Origin of the sequence: Chitinophaga varians (genome assembly GCF_012641275.1) — a bacterium.
GTDB lineage: Bacteria > Bacteroidota > Bacteroidia > Chitinophagales > Chitinophagaceae > Chitinophaga > Chitinophaga varians_A.
The window spans coordinates 1-16963 of the sequence record NZ_JABAIA010000003.1; the positions used below are offsets into that span (position 1 = coordinate 1).

At 44.3% G+C, this 16963-nt stretch carries 17 protein-coding genes and 1 pseudogene; 7 read left to right on the forward strand and 11 right to left on the reverse strand.

The window, feature by feature from the left end; genetic code table 11:
• Positions 1–228: 228 nt before the first annotated feature.
• From HGH92_RS23685 to HGH92_RS23705, 5 genes are all read right to left on the reverse strand, one after another.
• Complete coding sequence (locus HGH92_RS23685; RefSeq protein ID WP_168873298.1) at positions 229–1095, reverse strand: NmrA family NAD(P)-binding protein; 867 nt, start codon at positions 1093–1095, stop codon at positions 229–231.
• Between the two features lie 72 nt (positions 1096–1167).
• Positions 1168–1968, reverse strand: coding sequence for a helix-turn-helix domain-containing protein (locus HGH92_RS23690; protein WP_168873299.1), 801 nt, complete (start codon positions 1966–1968; stop codon positions 1168–1170).
• Positions 1969–2135: 167 nt separating this feature from the next.
• Complete coding sequence (locus tag HGH92_RS23695) at positions 2136–3092, reverse strand: TolB family protein (protein ID WP_168873300.1); 957 nt, start codon at positions 3090–3092, stop codon at positions 2136–2138.
• A gap of 112 nt (positions 3093–3204) precedes the next feature.
• The gene (locus tag HGH92_RS23700) at positions 3205–3846 is read right to left on the reverse strand and encodes a response regulator (protein ID WP_168873301.1); all 642 of its coding nucleotides are present in this window, start codon (positions 3844–3846) and stop codon (positions 3205–3207) included.
• Complete coding sequence (locus tag HGH92_RS23705) at positions 3833–5704, reverse strand: sensor histidine kinase (RefSeq protein ID WP_168873302.1); 1872 nt, start codon at positions 5702–5704, stop codon at positions 3833–3835. The genes HGH92_RS23700 and HGH92_RS23705 overlap by 14 nt, the downstream gene beginning before the upstream one ends.
• A 184-nt stretch (positions 5705–5888) precedes the next feature.
• On the opposite strand from HGH92_RS23705, the gene HGH92_RS23710 reads away from it, so the two are divergent.
• Together HGH92_RS23710 and HGH92_RS34375 are read left to right on the forward strand one after the other, a co-directional pair.
• A complete protein-coding gene (locus HGH92_RS23710; protein WP_168873303.1) occupies positions 5889–6542 on the forward strand; it encodes a hypothetical protein in 654 nt (217 codons plus the stop codon).
• A gap of 19 nt (positions 6543–6561) precedes the next feature.
• A pseudogene (locus HGH92_RS34375) lies at positions 6562–6636 on the forward strand (hypothetical protein); the annotation flags it as partial.
• 32 nt (positions 6637–6668) lie between these two features.
• On the opposite strand, the gene HGH92_RS33925 reads toward HGH92_RS34375, so the two are convergent.
• A complete protein-coding gene (locus HGH92_RS33925) occupies positions 6669–6869 on the reverse strand; it encodes a hypothetical protein (protein WP_247655043.1) in 201 nt (66 codons plus the stop codon).
• Positions 6870–7143: 274 nt separating this feature from the next.
• Here HGH92_RS33925 and HGH92_RS23720 point away from each other — a divergent pair, with 274 nt between their 5' ends.
• From HGH92_RS23720 to HGH92_RS23730, 3 genes are read left to right on the forward strand one after another with little or no spacing between them, the layout of a single operon-like run.
• Positions 7144–8040, forward strand: coding sequence for an NAD(P)H-binding protein (locus HGH92_RS23720; protein ID WP_168873305.1), 897 nt, complete (start codon positions 7144–7146; stop codon positions 8038–8040).
• 28 nt (positions 8041–8068) lie between these two features.
• Positions 8069–8524 carry a nuclear transport factor 2 family protein gene (locus HGH92_RS23725; RefSeq protein WP_168873306.1) on the forward strand — a complete coding sequence of 152 codons (456 nt, stop codon included), beginning with the start codon at positions 8069–8071 and terminating at the stop codon, positions 8522–8524.
• Positions 8525–8571: 47 nt separating this feature from the next.
• Positions 8572–9489: a helix-turn-helix domain-containing protein gene (locus tag HGH92_RS23730; protein WP_168873307.1), complete on the forward strand. Its 918-nt coding sequence runs from the start codon at positions 8572–8574 to the stop codon at positions 9487–9489.
• 109 nt (positions 9490–9598) lie between these two features.
• Here the strand turns inward: HGH92_RS23730 and HGH92_RS23735 are convergent, their stop codons facing one another.
• The 5 genes from HGH92_RS23735 to HGH92_RS23755 all read right to left on the reverse strand — a co-directional run bounded on the left by HGH92_RS23735 (position 9599) and on the right by HGH92_RS23755 (position 12695).
• Entirely contained in the window at positions 9599–10282 is a 684-nt protein-coding gene (locus tag HGH92_RS23735) for an MBL fold metallo-hydrolase (protein WP_168873308.1), read from the reverse strand.
• Positions 10283–10333: 51 nt separating this feature from the next.
• The gene (locus HGH92_RS23740) at positions 10334–10921 is read right to left on the reverse strand and encodes a Crp/Fnr family transcriptional regulator (protein WP_168873309.1); all 588 of its coding nucleotides are present in this window, start codon (positions 10919–10921) and stop codon (positions 10334–10336) included.
• Positions 10922–11071: 150 nt separating this feature from the next.
• Complete coding sequence (locus HGH92_RS23745) at positions 11072–11587, reverse strand: hypothetical protein (protein WP_168873310.1); 516 nt, start codon at positions 11585–11587, stop codon at positions 11072–11074.
• A gap of 96 nt (positions 11588–11683) precedes the next feature.
• On the reverse strand, positions 11684–12442 hold the full coding sequence (locus tag HGH92_RS23750) for a glycoside hydrolase family 11 protein (RefSeq protein ID WP_168873311.1): 759 nt from the start codon (positions 12440–12442) through the stop codon (positions 11684–11686).
• Positions 12443–12497: 55 nt separating this feature from the next.
• Positions 12498–12695: a hypothetical protein gene (locus HGH92_RS23755; protein ID WP_168873312.1), complete on the reverse strand. Its 198-nt coding sequence runs from the start codon at positions 12693–12695 to the stop codon at positions 12498–12500.
• Between the two features lie 16 nt (positions 12696–12711).
• Between HGH92_RS23755 and HGH92_RS23760 the strand changes: the two genes are divergently transcribed.
• Together HGH92_RS23760 and HGH92_RS23765 are read left to right on the forward strand one after the other, a co-directional pair.
• Positions 12712–14661, forward strand: a complete 1950-nt coding sequence (locus HGH92_RS23760; protein ID WP_168874388.1) for a family 43 glycosylhydrolase — start codon at positions 12712–12714, stop codon at positions 14659–14661.
• Between the two features lie 85 nt (positions 14662–14746).
• Entirely contained in the window at positions 14747–16666 is a 1920-nt protein-coding gene (locus tag HGH92_RS23765) for an alpha/beta hydrolase-fold protein (protein ID WP_168873313.1), read from the forward strand.
• The last annotated feature ends 297 nt before the right edge of the window (positions 16667–16963 follow it).

A 16963-nucleotide genomic window follows, 5' to 3' on the forward strand; every position in this document is an offset into this window, starting at 1 on the left:
TAGATGAGTACAACCAGCGAAGACCACATGAATCTTTGAATAATCTCACGCCACATGAGTGGACTACGCAACTTCAGGATATGAAAAAAATCCAAATAATCACTGTCACCTAAATGGGGTACTTACATTAGGACAGGCTTTCGAAACTGAAAGCCTGCCCTTTTTAGTTTCGTTGGAAGTCGCTCCGGCGAAGTGGTAAAATATTTGTGCAGATGTCAGGATAATCTGTTATTTGAAGTATGTAGCATGATCTGCAATGAAAACTTCTAAGGTTCGTGGTGGACAACCCAGTATTGTCCTTACACAGTCTGTAACAATTTCAGTTTCTCCATTAAGCTGTTCAGCGTCGTAAGCCAGAAAAGTTTCGATTAATGCGGCCGGCATGTTCTTTTCTTCCATATCCTGCTTTGCCTGTTCAAAAGAAATGGGACAGTAGATTACTTTTTCATGAATAACATTGCTGATGGCCGTCGCAACATCATAATAGTTTACTGCCTTATCGCTGGTAAGGAGATATATTTTATCAAAGTGAGTTTCGGGTACTGTCAGACATTTAAAAGCCACATCTGAAATATCCCTCCTGTCCACATGTGCTCTCTTTCCATCACCGGTTGCTTCATAGAATTTCCGTTCCTTACGCACAGCATCGGCTATTTCACCTAACCAATTCTGCATAATTCCATTGGGACGTAGGATCGTATAATGGATTCCAGATGCGATTAAATAATTTTCGATCTGTCCGTGGCTACGTGGTATATAAAGCCTGGAGTTGAGGTCAGCGGCACCTGAGGAAAGCTTCACAATATGCTTAATCCCCATTTCTTTTGCCACATCAATCACATTTTTTTGATCTTCTACAACTGTGGGGCTATTTCCAGATAATAAAAAAACAGCCTTACTGTTTTCCATTGTCGCATACAAACTTTCCTTATGGGACATATCTGCCTGTACCCATTGTACAAAGGGGAAGTCAGTAGTATTGTGGCAGTTCCGGGTTACTGCGATTGTTTCAATTTGGGCTTTGTATAACAGGTGGATCAGCAATGAACCGATATTGCCAGATGCACCAAAAACGGTAATTTTATTATTTTCCATTTTGAAAGATTTTGATTTATGGCTCAAAACTATCTTAACGGAAAAAAGGAAAATTGAACAAACCCGACATTTTTAAGACAACCATTCCGGAAAATTTAATACTTGTTCATTTGCCTGCTGCGAAAACAATTTCGGAGTAGTGCCGGTAAACGATTTAAAATCACGGATAAAATGTGCCTGGTCCGCATAAGAATGCTGATAGGCTATTTTAGTATAAGATGTAAATTTTCGGCTACGAATATGGTCCAGCGCTGCCTGAAAGCGGCAAATACGAAAGTATAACTTTGGAGGTATGCCTATATTCGTTTTAAACATCCTTTGCAAAGAACGTTCTGTAATATTAAGTTCAGTCTGAATTCTATGTAATCCATCGTCATTGTTTATATTCAAATTTGCTACTGCATATGAAGCGTATAGATTTTCACGATGCTTATTTTTTGTAATCAACTGTGAGATGAAATCGGAGGTAATAGTAATTCTTTTATTTAAACGTCTCTCTTCCAGCAATTGCGCTGTTAAGTTATTTTTTACAACATCATCTAAATGAAAATAACTATCTGTCAACTCATTAGCATCAATTCCGAAAATTGATTTAATGGCATTGGTCTGAAAACATACGATAAGGTTGCAATAGCCATCGCTGACCGTTTTTTGCGAATTAGAACTTGTCAGACCATGCAGATAAAGTGGAGGTAACTTTTCATTATTAATGCCTATAAAACAGGTGGTTTCCTGAAATACGAGGCCAGGGTTAGCATCTGCAATTATCTTAAATGTTTTTATTTGATCACAACGGCCGTTACTTTCCAGTAATCCGAAATGGCGTATGTACGGTCGCAACTTCGTAGCCGGCTGTATTTGTGTATATTTCATCCTCTTGCATTTGGCGTAATAAACTCAAATGTCGGCAATTAATTTCGGATATAAATCAATTCCAAATTTTAGCTTACTCCGCCGTTAGGTATGTATTGTATATGATTGTGTTAACTTAGAAAGGGGGCATAACCCCGATTTCTTTCCCGTACTTTGGAGGTAGTTGCCTAACGCCAGCACATCTCTTCGTCACATGTCTCCGGCGAATCTCCTCCTTGCTTTACAAGTGGTACTACATTCCCGTCCGCGCCTTCGTTTACATTATAGCGCCGCCCGTCCGCGGGGATCACTGCCATATTCCATATATGTGAGTAAGGGCCGGTGGCCCGGTAATTTGTTCCTACCAGCAGATATTTGCCATCCGGAGAAAAGAGGGGCATTATCTCTACGTTATCGCTGCTGGTCACCTGGACAAGGTTGCTACCGTCGGCATTCATCATCCAGATATGATTGTTTGCTGCCAGCGCCATTTTGCTGCCGTCGCGGCTAACAGAGAGATAGCCCCATTCGCTGAAGCTAAATGTTTTGACAAGCGTGCCCTGCGTAAAAGTGCTGTTGGTGCGGTACAGGTTATTGCCGATGCTGAAAACCAGGGTCTTGTCCGGCATCCAGTTAACGTTTCCTTCAATCTTCTTTCCCTGGTAAGTGGCAAGGTTATACAGTATTTTTCCTTTCGTGTCCAGGACTATCAATCCATCATCAAAAGTGGGTGGTACGGCAATCAGTTGCATATCCGGCGATAGAAGCGGGTGAGTATGACTGGCATAGCCGGATTGTCTTACAAATTTACTTACCACCGTGCCATCGGCGACGTTCATCAGCATGTAAATCTCCGAATCGTAGTCGTCCGGATTGTCTATGGACTGCAGCATCTTTGTTCCATCCAGGCTGATGTCCCATCCGTTATCACCGGAAGTATGTTGCCGCTGCACCGATATGGTCCCGTTCTGCAGTTTGAATTTCAGTATACCATCATTGGCCCAGTCGTAATAAATTACGCCGGCGCCGTAATTCCGGTTTGCCCCGCCGTTGTCCGGGCCGGGATTATCATTTTTCTTGCTGCAACTGCAGCACAGCAGCAATAATGCAAGGAATGAACGGCACAATGGGGGCTGCATCTTCATTTCGATTAATTTATAGGGGTGATGAGGGTTAGAGCACCGGAGAAGATCCGGTACCCAAAATTGCGGAAGATAATGTGTCAGAACAATACTCCCTGGGGAGTATTTTTTAGGGTCAGAGCAACTGGTATTCTTTGGCTAGTTTGATAAGCGTCACTATATTATTGGTCTGGAATTTCTGAAGTAATGTTGCGCGATGTGTTTTTACAGTGAGGGGGCTTATAAACAGTTCCGCCGCTATTTGGGCAGACTTCTTCCCTTCAGCCAATAGCTGCAAAATCTGCTTCTCCCTTTTGGTAAGGTTCGGGGTATCTGTAATAGTTCCCAGTTCCGGACCGGACATGATCGCCTTGACCTCGCTGCTCAGTGCAGTCCCGCCTTCAAGCGCAAGCCGGATACATTCCAGGATATCCTTTGCCGTGGCAGTTTTGAGCAGGTAACCATGGGCGCCGCTTTGTAACATCAGCCGTATAATGCTCCTTTCGCTCAGGTTGCTGATGGCCAGTATTTTCATTTCGGGATACCGTCTGCATATTTCTTTGCAGAAGTGGATGCCGCTGCCGTCAGGCAGTGTAATATCCAGCAGGACAATGTCTACTGTATTATCTTTCAGGTAGGACAATAAGTCGCCGCCAGTGGTGAACCGCGCTTTTACACAAAAGCCATATTCTGCTTCCAGCAGATTTTTCAGTCCTTCTATTACAACAGGGTGATCATCTACAATAGCAATGCTTATGTTGGGGTTATGCTGCCACATTTAGTTCAATATTAATAATGGTACCATTGTCTGAAGAATCGATATGAATATTGCCTTTCAGGAAGGTTACACGGCTGCGGATATTGTGTAATCCCATACCTTCATATTCCTGTGCGGCATCAAATCCTTTACCGTTGTCCTCTACGGTAATAAAAAAGGTATCCTCCGCCTGGCTGCATTGCACCATGATCCAGCTGGCGCCGGAGTGTTTTACGGCATTGCCCAGGATCTCCTGTATCATACGGTATATAATAATCTGTATTTGCGATGGTATGTTCACGTTTATATTGAATGCATGGAATATGATCTGTACTTTTGGAGACATGCTGTTTTCACATAGTTCTTTAAGCGCTGTCTGCAAGCCGGATTTGAGCAATGATTCCGGCATCATATTGCGGGCTATCCGACGGAGTTCATTGACAGAGGAGCCCAATTGATCAATGGCGGAGTGCAGTGTTGTGTTTTGTGGCGCCTCTTCTTCGGCCATCCGTGAGAGATTAAGCTTTACACCGGCCAGCATTCCCCCTAAACCATCGTGCAGGTCCCGGGCCAGGCGGTGGCGTTCTTTTTCCTCCCCTGTAAGCAGGGCCTGTGTGACTTCTATCTGCTGCCGCTGCTCCAATGACTGCAGCTGCTGGAGGGTCCGCACTTTTCTCTGTTTGAACAGGTAGAGGAAAAAAAGTATAACGAGTATCAGGGGGATAACGATACCCCATAACAGAAGCTTCTGCATCTTTGCCCTGCTTTGCAGCTCGAATATCTGCTGTTCTTTTCTGGAAGACTGGAATTGCATCTCCATTTCACTTAGCTTAATAGCTGCCTCTTTCTTGTCGATACTGTCCTTCAACTGCGTATACTCAGAAAGATACCGGTAAGCATCAGTAATATTTCCCGTTTTTTTGGAAAGGTCCGATAGATCATGAAGTGAAGCAATCAGAAATGTGGGTATATTGTCCTCCCTGGCCATTCTGTTGATCAGCGCTGCATATACCTTTGCCTCCCGGTAACGGCGTTGGACAAAGAAGTTTTCCTGAAGCATGGAATAGGCATTGTGTAAATTCATCCTGTCAGGATACACTGCCTGCTGTGCGATGGCCTTTCTGCATAAGGAGTCGGCAAGCGAAAATTTCCCTGATTTGGTGTAATAAGATGCTTTATAAGCATAATAATTTGACCATTCCCGTGTCTGGCCGACAGCTGTCAATGCCTGTTCTGCCTTATCGAGGTAATGTTTTACGCGGTCCATGCTGTCCAATTCAAGCATCAGATAGGCTACTGACAGGTATACCCCTGCCTTTCCGGGGACGGAAGGGTCTTTTTCAATAAGTGAAACGCTTTTTAAAAAATAAGGATATGCCTTCCTGAATTCGTTTGCATTGAGGAATTTATTGGCAATATTATGCAAGGTAATTGCGTACGATCCGGTATCTGACATTTCTTCGAATATGGGTAGCGCCGAAATCAGCAACTGTAATGAAATACCTTCGAAACCTTTCAGGCTATAAGCATTTGACAGGTTCCCCAAAGTGCGCGCATAAAGTTTTTTTGCATCAGGGCCAGACTCGTTCTCTATTAATTGTCTGGTTATGCTATAATGTGCGATCGCGCTGTCCGTATTTTGCAGGTACAGGTAAACCGTACCGAGGCTGTATCGGGTCCTGGCTTCTTCAAATTTCAGGTGCTTTTGCCGGCAAAGTGATAAAGCCTCATTTCCGATCCGGATAGCTTTTTCCCCTTCATTCATCTGGGCATAGGCGAGTGCCAGACCGCGCAGTAAACGAATGCGGGTCGTGTCGCTGGTGGCCTTTTGCAGCAACTTATGTAAACTGTCGACTTGTTGCTGGTATGGTTGTGCCATCAGTACTACTGTGCTGCAAATGCACGCAATAAGGAAAAGAGATAGGCGGGTCACCTGGTAAAAGATTGCGACGTAATGTTACAGAAATTTCCTGAGAAATATAAAAGTACCGGTTTAAAATACTCCCAGGGGAGTATTGTTAGGATGGCAGCTGATGCCCAACTTTGAATATAAAGATAATCAAATGAAATATACCCCCATCTTTGCAGTCGTATTTTTAGTTGCAGCCATCTTCGCCTCCTGTAAGAAAGACAATGTTAAATCCAGGGAGACAGTCCTGTATGAAGCGGATTTTAGCAGTGAGGACGGACACTGGTCTGTAGGGGCCCTTGGCAGTGCCGGGGCAATGGCAACCATCAGCAACGGATACTATACCCTGGTGGCAGGCTCGCAGGGAAGGGATGTATGGACCTGGGCTGTTTTTTCAGGCGTTGATGGCGGTACCGCTGTGGAGGCAAGTGTAAAACTAAGCACAACCGGTAGCAGCAGTGATGGAAGCGGAGGACTGATTTGGGGATCCAAAGAAAATAACAACAGCAATGTGCGTTATTATTTTGGAATATCATATGATGGGTATTATACCATATGGGGATACCCGAACGGAACAGATAAGCCATTCGTTGTGTATAAAGACTGGGTATCGAACAGCGCGATCCGGAATAGCGACTTTAATACGCTTCGCATCACATTGGTTAATGGTTCGCTTCACTTTTATATCAATACCCAGGAAGTGTTTAATATGCCATCTACCGGTGGGTCACTTGATAAGTCGGGGTTTGCGGTTTCCAAAAACTCCACTTTGCAGGCGGATTACTTCAAAGCAGTGAAATTGGATTAGAAGAACTGCCACTCAGGTATTGCGCAAGTCCGCGACCAATATCAGTGAGGGGAGAGGTAGGGCTACACCATTCCGCGTCGCCGGCGCTCCCTGGATGGCGCCGGGGTTACCCAACTTGTTAATACACTACATCCTGACGACGTATTTGCCCGGCCTGTCAGTTTTAAACCTGCACAGCCACCCTGCGCCTGTACCATCTGAAATACCCACACCAATATGCTGGCCGCTCAGCAATGGGCCGCCGAAGTTTGAAAGATGAGAAGCTTTTTTTATTGCCCCCACAATACTGTCAACATCATCAGACATTGTCTTGTTGTATTCTAACATAACAACAGCGTATTTACGCAGTTCAAACCAGATTCAATTTCGGGGAAACGACCGGTATCTCTGACATAGTTGATAATCAACGACTGCGGCCATCGCAGTTAAAAAAATGCTGTTTTTATCTCATTTATTTAAGTAGTGGACAAGGGGCCTGGTATATCAATTAATCCATCGATCGTCATTTTGGATACAACCTAACTCAATCTGGCAACAGAAGAGTAATAATTTCTGCACAATTTTGTATTGTCAAATCCAAACAAAAATCAAAGGCAGGAATATGAAAAAAACAATCGCATTATTAGGCGCAACCGGAAAGGTTGGCAGTAAGATTTCGGAACTCCTTTTGAAGGATGGATTCAGTTTAAAATTAATTGCTCAAACGGATAGCAAGCTCAAAAGGTTTAAGGATATGGGTGCTGAAGTAATTCCGGCAGACATTACAGATGTGAATGCATTAACTGAAGCATTTCGTAACGCTGATGGTGCTTATGTCATGACACCACCTGATTTTGGCGCTGCCAGCTATCGGGTGTTTCAGCGACAAGTTGGAGATGCTGTTATTGAATCGGTTAAAAAGTCTGGGATAAAATATATTGTAAACCTAAGTAGTTGTGGTGGTCACATGCACGAAGGTAATGGTCTTATTGGTGGTCTTGCCGAACAGGAGGTAAAATTAAACCAACTGAAAGATGTTAATGTATTGCATTTGCGCCCGGCTTATTTTTTGGATAATATGTTGTTAAATGCACAACTAATAAAACAAATGGGGATAAATGGCACTACTGCCGATGCAGATCACGAAATTCCAATGGTTGCAACAAAGGATATTGCGGCGGTTGCGGCAGCTTATCTGAACAAGCTGGATTTCGATGGAAAAAGTGTTCGGGCTATACTTGGGCAAAGAAATTACTCATTTAAAGAAATAACCGGAATTATCGGCAAGGCGATTGGGAAGCCGGAATTGCAGTATATTCAATTCCCGGTTGAACAGTCAATACAAGCAATGGTTGAACAAGGTCTTTCTGCTGATGTCGCTAAAGATATAACTGGTATGGAAAATTCCCTGAAAACCGGGGTGATGAACTACGAAAAAAGAACTGCTGAAAACACAACCCCAACATCGGCAGAGGTTTTTATACAAGAGGCATTCCTGCCATTGTATAATTCTTTATAATTTTTAAACAGAAAAAATTTCTTTCACTATGGAAAAGAAAACAACCGTGGCGGGAAAAGTAGATAGAAATCATCCCGCATTTAACAAAAATTCAGAACCATTTTACAGAATTGTAATGGAGGGACTGAAAGGAGAAGTTGACGGAGAGCATTTTTGGGATGCCGTGGCAGAAAATGCTGTGTTTGAATTCCTGTACAATATTCCTGGATTTACTAATGAGATTAAGGGGCGAAAGGCATATATGGACTGGTTTGGCGGATATAGCAATGTTCTTCATTCTTCTGACAATTTACGGATATATAAATCTGCAAATCCAGAAAATGTAATTGTATTGGAATATCAGGTTCATGGGACTGTTCCATCGACAGGCAAGGCTTATGATAATCGTTTCTGTTCTATCGTAACCATTAAAGACAGGAAAATAACTCATTGGCGTGATTATATGGACTCGCTTGCCGTGATGCTTTCAGTTTCTCCTGAATAGACGTAGCATTAAATGGTGTTTAGTGGAAATAGTTTAAATTTGTTGTAATGAAAAAAGATAACAATATACCCCAAAGATTCAATTCCATTTCGGAATTCCATAAGCTGTTGGGGTTCCCAAAACCATTACATCCATTGGTTAGTTTAGTGAATTACGCAGATATAAAAATACCTTACAGTGAACTGCCCAAAATACTGCTGCTGAATTTCTATAAAGTTTCTTACATGGAAAGCACTCCGGAGAAAATAAAATACGGACAGAATTATTATGATTTTGACGAGGGTGGTTTATCTTTTGTTTCACCTAACCAGATTATATCATGCGCAGAAATTGAGGAAAGCTATTCCGGATTTACTTTGCTTATACATCCTGATTTTATTCGTAATTATTCACTTTTGACCAGGATAAAAAATTACGGTTTCTTTTCATACTCGGCAAATGAGGCGCTGTTTGTATCTGACAAGGAAAAGCAGATTGTTTTCTCCATCTTTGATAATATAAAAGAAGAACTTAATGCCAATATTGACGATTTTAGTCAGGATGTAGTTGTTTCTTATATCGAAGTTTTGCTCAATTACAGTAAGCGATTTTATAAACGGCAGTTCATTACAAGAGAAGCTGCAAATACCGATTTGGTCGTGCGAATGGAGAATATATTGAACGACCATTTTGAACAAATAGACACGTCACAGGATAGGCTCCTTACAGTTGAATATTTGGCGGGTAAATTGAATGTTTCGCCACGTTATTTAAGTGACATGTTACGTTCTCACACAGGGCAAAATGCACAACAACACATCCATGACAAGTTGATTGATAAGGCTAAGGAGTACCTGACAACGACAAATTTATCTGTTTCAGAAATCGCTTATCAATTGGGTTTTGAACATTCGCAGTCGTTCAACAAGCTGTTTAAAAAGAAGACAAGCCTGACGCCAACAGAATTTAAACAATCCTTCAATTAGCGTGATGAGTTATTTCAGTTACAGTAAATATTTGTTGACGGATAAGAGCTATCTGTCATAAAATTGTTATCCAATAGATGATTCTTCCTTTAAACCGTAATTGCCACCTTTAGATACCCGCGCCGCATTTCGCTACAAATTCCTCAAACTTCCGATCTGTATTTCGCAATACCGGCCCGTGACCGAAGCATATAATGGCCGGGTTCAGTTTTGCTAACTTTCGTAGCGATTTGATGTTGCGTTGCTGGTCCGTGGTGAATATGCTGGGCGGAAGCCGCAGACCGGTTGCTGTTGTGAGCAGGTTCATATTTACCGCGGCATCTCCGATGATCAGTACACCATCTTGCTCACGGAACAAAGAAATATGACCTGCCGCATGTCCCGGCGTTTCTATTACCCGGAAGTTTCCGATCCGGTCGTTTTCAACAATTGTCTGGTCAACTTTATGCCCCTGACCAGCCCAATACTTTTGTTGAAGCTTTGCCACCCAATGTTGCGGAGTGGGATAGTCGTTGGTGACCATGCCGGTTTCGGTCCTGAAAACCTCGTCGGGATGGCAGAGCAGGGGGATCGCGAATTCAGCACATATCTGATCGCTGCAGCCCTGGTGGTCTGCATGTGCATGGGTGAGTATATGTTGATGAACGGGGACTTTCCGAAGAGCTTTCCTCACAGTAGTATAGGAACTCCGTATTCCGGAGTCTACCAATACACCTTCGATAATATAGCAGTTGATACTGTTCCGTGGCATCAGTGGAATCTGGAACACTTCGGGCGCAATTTGACGTAGCATTTTTTTGTGCAAAGCTACATCGCCGGGCAGAGCTGGATAAGGACATTTGTCCTATAATAGGTTGGATCTGTGTATTTCTCCCTTCGCCCGCGTAAGCGATCGCTGCGTGATGCCCAGGTATGATGCCAGGTCCTGCGTCGCTACGCGTTGAACGAGCATCGGTTCGCTGGACAGGACATGACGGTATTTATCCACCGCTGACCTGTTATTGTAATTCAGCAGGTAACGTTCCTTTTGCTTATACTCCTGCTCCATCACTGATTTTATAACTCCGTTCCAGGCGGCCACCTGATCAAGCAGATACTGATAGTCCGGGTAGCTTATCCTATAGATTACGCTATCTTCTATGGCCCTGATACTCCTTCCGGATTTTTCCTGCGTCACAAACTCCTGGAACGAGGTGACAAATTCATTTTCAAATTTGAAGCAGGTTATATTTTCCTTTCCTTCTTTGTCGGTAGCATATGCTTTAACACCGCCATTGGCGATGAAACCAATATGGCGGCAGGATTCACCCTCACGAACAAAAAAATCACCTTTTTTTAAACGGACCGGTTTGAAGAACTGCGCAGAAAAGTTGATTTCCTCTGCTGATAGTCCTCCTGTTGAGGATAGGTAATTTTCAAGTATGTCAGGCATTTCGCAATCTTTTCGTCCTTTTATTTTTTAGGATCAGATACCCGATCCGGTAACCAAAGCTAAGAATTATTGCACATTTTAGGTTAATGATTAAAAAGAACAGTTTTTTAGTTTGCTGCCGGCTTTGTTTTACAGTTAATGGCATATCAGTTATCGCCTTTTTTTTAATAGTTCTTCATACGGCGGCTCTTCCGGCTTTTCCATACCATTAGAAATTTTTATTCCTGCTTTTTCAAATGCCCGGATTAATCTTTTATCGAAACCTGCAATGTAAGATGCAAATGACAAAGAATCTTTTGTTTCAGGAATTTCCTTAAAAGGAACATTCGATTCTTTAAACCTGTATAAAGTAGCTTTTGTGCTGTCGTTGCCTTCGAGAAGGATGGAGTCACCGTAGTCTATGATCCTGGCCGCGTAAGGATTGGTAAGGTATTTCAGGGAATCATTTTCTATTTTGTAGGGAAGCCCGAACCGGCCGACTTTCTGATTGTAAAAAATGATGTATTGCGAATCAATGTCAAATTCGCTATATCCATTTTCCATTGAAAATCTATGCCATTTTCCGGTCAAATATTTTTTGTTTCCTTCTATGTTTTTAAGATTGGGTGAATCGCAGGCTGAAAGCGCAAAAATGAAAGATGCAAGAAAGTAAGGTATTGATCTCATTATAGCTGGTGGTTGAATGGTTCTGAAATACCCGCACTAAATACTGCCTGGCTCGTCGTCAGGCAGTATTTGTGTGTCATTAATTTAAACCGGTGTTTATTGCATCCAGATAGTGCAGTTAATATTGCCGTTGGTATTAGAGCCCCAGGTCTCTGAAACCATAATAGCCGGAATATTTAACTGGCCGAGGGTATACCCTAAACTGCTCCACTTGTTATAGTGGTTGGCAAAAGTAATGACGTGATTTTGTCCGGTACTTACTTTGTTGACCCTGGAACTGTAAATCTGTCTGAAGCCATCGCCACCATCGATATTTTTACCTGTCATCCAACGGGTCCATACGTTATAACCTGCGCCATCGCTTTCAAATGTCCCTAAATAAGTGCCGGTGTGCGGTGACACTGCACCCCACGTTTCATTCACATAATACTCATAATAGGGGTTCCTGCTCCATCCGTACCAGCCGAAAGTACCGCCACCGGAATTTGAATAGGTACCCAGATTATAGCCTATTTTGTAGGATGGAGAACCTGCCGAATAGCCTTTGCCGCATGTAAAATTGCCATTAAATCCATTCCAGTTAACGCTGTAGTTTCCGCCGGGGCCATTGGCGTAATTAACCGTGCCGGTGGCGCCATCACTTTGCCAAAGTGACCAAAAGAAGCCGTTATGTGTACCCGATTGGTAGGTTTCGGTCACGGCTTTGGAAGGACGCTCAATACCCGCTACATCGGGCTGGGTCTTTTCCTCTTTTTTACAGCCTGTTAAAATTGTAGCGCCTGCAAGTACAACAATGGCAGCAGCGCCAAAAGCAACCTTCCTGGTTGCGCTTGTTAGTGGGTTTTGTTTTTTCATATCGTGGTTATTTTGTTAGAGAAACAAAAAAAACATATTTAAAAATGGAACACTGCTAATAATCGCCAAATTTGTTACACAAATGTTCATACGCTGCTGGTTGTTCATCTATATTCCCAAAGAGCATATTCCCGGACAAAACATTTTTACTCTTCATTTCAACATTTGTGGCATTCTGCTGAAGCGCACAGGGGTATCTTGTCGTCACAAAATTCGTTTGCCAAATGTTTTTAAGACCTGTTGCTTTTGTCATTGTATGTTTAAATTTGATGATACAAAACGGCCTTGCCCAACAAAATTACCCGGCAGGGCAAGCCAATCACCAACCTGTGGCGGATACCGGCGCCGCACGTTTTTACTCGGGGGTAAATACCTATGTCAATCCGGTTTTGCCTGGCGATCACCCTGATCCAACGTTGCTAAAGGTCGGTGATGACTTTTATCATTGCGGTTCCTCTTTCCATTTTAACCCCTATCTCCCCATCTATCATTCCAAAGACCTGGTACACTGGAAAGTGATCGGCCGCGTTTTGACGCCTTCGAATACCGGTATGGTAACGGACCGTCCGGGGGCCGGCGTATGGCAGGGCGCCATCACGTATTTTTATGGTTCTTACCGGATCTATTTTTCTTCAAATGGACAATGGTTTGCCAAGGCTTCATCACCGGCAGGGCCATGGTCGGCTCCGGTGCGGGTACGGGAAAATGTTCGTACAGGACCGCTCGGGTATGATAACTCCATTTTTGTTGATGATGATGGCAAGCCCTATATGTTGATAAAAAATGGCCAGAAAGTAAACAGGATACAGGCACTCGGGCAGGACGGGCAACTCACTGATACTGTCATCAACCTGGACTGGATGAATGCCGGACTGCAGTACAGCTGGGCAGAAGGCCCTGTCATGTGCAAGCGTAACGGATATTATTACTATTTCCCTGCCGGTGATGTATCAGGTGGTCAGTATGTTTTGCGGTCAACGACGCTAACAGCGGATTCCTCTAAGTGGGAACGACTGGGTGATTTTTTCAAACCCATTACAGACCCGGACAATACCTTCCCGCGCCCTAACCATATTTCAGCTCCTGTACAACTGGCAGATGGCACCTGGTGGACAATAGGTCAGAGCTATGAAAAGCAGGGCAACGACGACTGGTCCGGTATGGGACGGCAAACCTCCCTTTACCGGGTGGTCTGGGAAGGCGACCGTCCCTGGGGAGAGGCGCCGGTCAGCGGACCTGTGGTAAAACCGGCACTGGATAATAATAACACGCCATGGCGCAGCGTGCATACAGATCATTTTGACAGCGACAGCCTGGGGCCCTGGTGGCATTTCCTGTCGCAACGCGCCGCTGCGGCCTATTCGCTGTCACAGCGCAAAGGGTGGCTACGCCTGTCTCCTGACAGTGCCGGCGCTCACCTGCTGCAGAAAGAAACAGACCATTATTATACGGCCGTTACCCGGGTAAGTGTGGATGCCCGTATTCCGGAGGCACATGGTGGTATTTATCTTACCAACGGAAAACAAAGTGCGTTTGCCCGTCTTTATTATGACCATAATAATAACCCGCGTATTGTATTGCAGTTGGATACTGCGATACGGGAAATGCCCTGTCGCAAAGGAAAAGATGTTTGGCTGAAACTGGAACGGCAGGGGCATCAGTTGACCGGCTTCTTTAGCGCGGATGGTAAAAACTGGCAACCGGTTGGCCCGCCGGTGAGTGCAACGTCCATTGATAAAGCACAACCCGATTTTAACAGCTGGGTAGGAACCAGCGTTGGCTTATTTGCGGAAAAAGGTCCGGTCGACTTCCGGTTTTTTGTTTGTAAAGATGGATTCTCCCGGCTGCCTGCGGTGGGAAGCAGCAATTATTACGGCATCAGGAAAATAAAAGAGGCAGAAGAAACAGCTGTCACCAATTCTACTGTAAACGGCGGATGGCTGATGATATCGGGAGTGGATTTTGGAACTGCCGGTGAGGCGAAGGCTGTTGAAATAGTGGGCCGTGCAACCAAAGGCGGCAAATTGGAACTGTTCACTGACGACCTGGAACTGGGCCGCCAAATCGCTGTGGTGCAGGTTAAGCCAGGAAACAACAAGTTGCATACAGGCAGTTTGCGCCAGGTGTCCGGTCAGCATGATCTTTTTATCCGGTTCCCCGCTGGTACTTCCGGAGATGTCATCATTCAAAACATCCGCTTATTAAGAGCAGAAAAATAACACCCGTTTTGCTTTAATTGCGTTAATGATAATATTATTTGTTTGAATGACATTTATTAATTTAACAACAGAAAAATTCCACGATATGAAAACTACGGTACTTAGTCTTTCCCTTTTTCTATTATTTATCATGCCGGCTTTTACACAAAACGTTGTTGAGCAGGCAGTCCCCGGTTTTGACACCCCGCAGGCAGCTATACCACACGGCAGGATTGATACTGTCAGGTATAATTCCACAACAGTAGGTAACCAGCGAAAAGCATTGATATATACGCCCCCCGGATTTTCGCGGCAGAAAAAATACCCGGTACTTTACCTGCTGCATGGCATCGGTGGTGACGAAAAGGAATGGTTAAACGGCGGCACGCCCCAGGTAATCCTCGACAACCTCTATGCACAGGGAAAAATTGAACCCATGATCGTTGTTATGCCCAACGGCAGGGCCATGAAAGACGACAGGGCCGTCGGCAACATCATGACGCCCGACAAAGTACAGGCGTTTGCTACCTTTGAAAAAGACCTGTTACATGACCTCATTCCCTATATACAAAAGAACTACCCCGTGTACGCCGACAGGGACCACCGGGCCATCGCAGGACTGTCGATGGGAGGTGGGCAGTCACTGAATTTTGGCCTCGGTAACCTGGATAAGTTTGCATGGATAGGTGGTTTTTCATCTGCCCCCAATACAAAACTGCCGGAGGAGCTGGTGCCCGACCCTGCGGCTGCAAGGCAGCAGATAAAACTGCTGTGGCTCTCCTGCGGCGCCAGTGACGGGTTAATCACCTTCAGCAGACGCACCCATGAATACCTGCAAAAAAACAATGTACCACATATCTATTACATAGAGCCGGGCGTACACGATTTTAAAGTCTGGAAGAACGGTCTGTATATGTTTTCCCAGCTGATCTTTAAACCGGTGGATACCACCACATTTTCAAAATACCCGGTGGCGGGCACGCCAGCTGAAACTAACGTGCGTACTGCCGGATATCCGCAGATATTGCCGGACCATCGCGTGATTTTCCGCGTTAAGGCGCCGGAAGCGCAGAAGGTGCAGGTTGACCTGGGCCGCAGATATGACATGACGAAAGATACCGGCGGATTATGGACAGTGACGACAGACTCCATCAGCGAAGGATTTCACTATTATTCATTATTGATTGACGGCATGGCCATAGCTGATCCTGCCAGTAAAACTTTTTACGGCATGGGCAGAATGGCAAGCGGTATTGAAATACCCCTTACCGGCGATAACTATTACGCATTAAGAGATGTGCCACACGGAGATGTCCGGATCAGGAAATATTTCTCAAAAGTCACCCGCTCCTGGCGGCAGTTGTACATCTATACCCCGCCTGGCTATGACGTAAATACAGGTGGAAGATATCCTGTGCTCTATATTTTACACGGTGGCGGTGAAGATGAAACCGGCTGGGCCACGCAGGGTAAAACAGACCTGATCATGGATAACCTGATTGCCGCCAAAAAAGCCGAACCAATGTTGGTCGTGATGCCTGATGCCAACGTAGGCGGCGTTGCTTTCGATGAATCCGGGCTGAAAACATTCGAGTCGGAACTGAAGGAAGTGATCATTCCCCTGGTAGAAAAAAATTTCCGTGTTGAAACCGTTGCAGCCAAAAGGGCATTGGCGGGTTTATCCATGGGAGGCATCCATACGCTTTATACCGGCATCCGGAATACGGACCTGTTTTCCTGCCTGGGGGTATTCAGCTCGGGCTGGATGCAACCCCGGCAGAGTGGTATTGCAGCAGCCCAGTACGATTTTATGGGCGCTAACACAGCCATGATTAATAACAACCTGAAAGTGCTGTGGATCGCAATGGGAGGAAAAGAAGATATCGCCTATAAAAACTGCCAGCTGATGCTGGCAAAACTGGATGAGCTAAAGATCAAACATACTTATAGCGAATATCCTGGTGGTCATACCTGGCCGGTATGGAGAAATAACCTGTTCAATTTTGCGCAGCAGCTTTTTAAATAATTGCTGTACAGGACATTAATATATACAGGAGGATATACTGTTTAAGGTTATTTAAACATTATTGCTATCCTTTTGGAGATTCGTAGCATTGATATATACGTCTCTATTGTAGATTCGACTGTTGTTTTTTAGTGTCAATGTCTTCTGACTGATTTTCGACTGTTACGTTATGAAAAAAAATTCCACTTAAACGTTAAATGATTACTTATGAAATTTCAATGCACCCGGGTTACCACGTCCCGTATCAACCAATTTCAGTTTCATTCCTGACCAGGTAGTATCCGTATCTCTGTAACG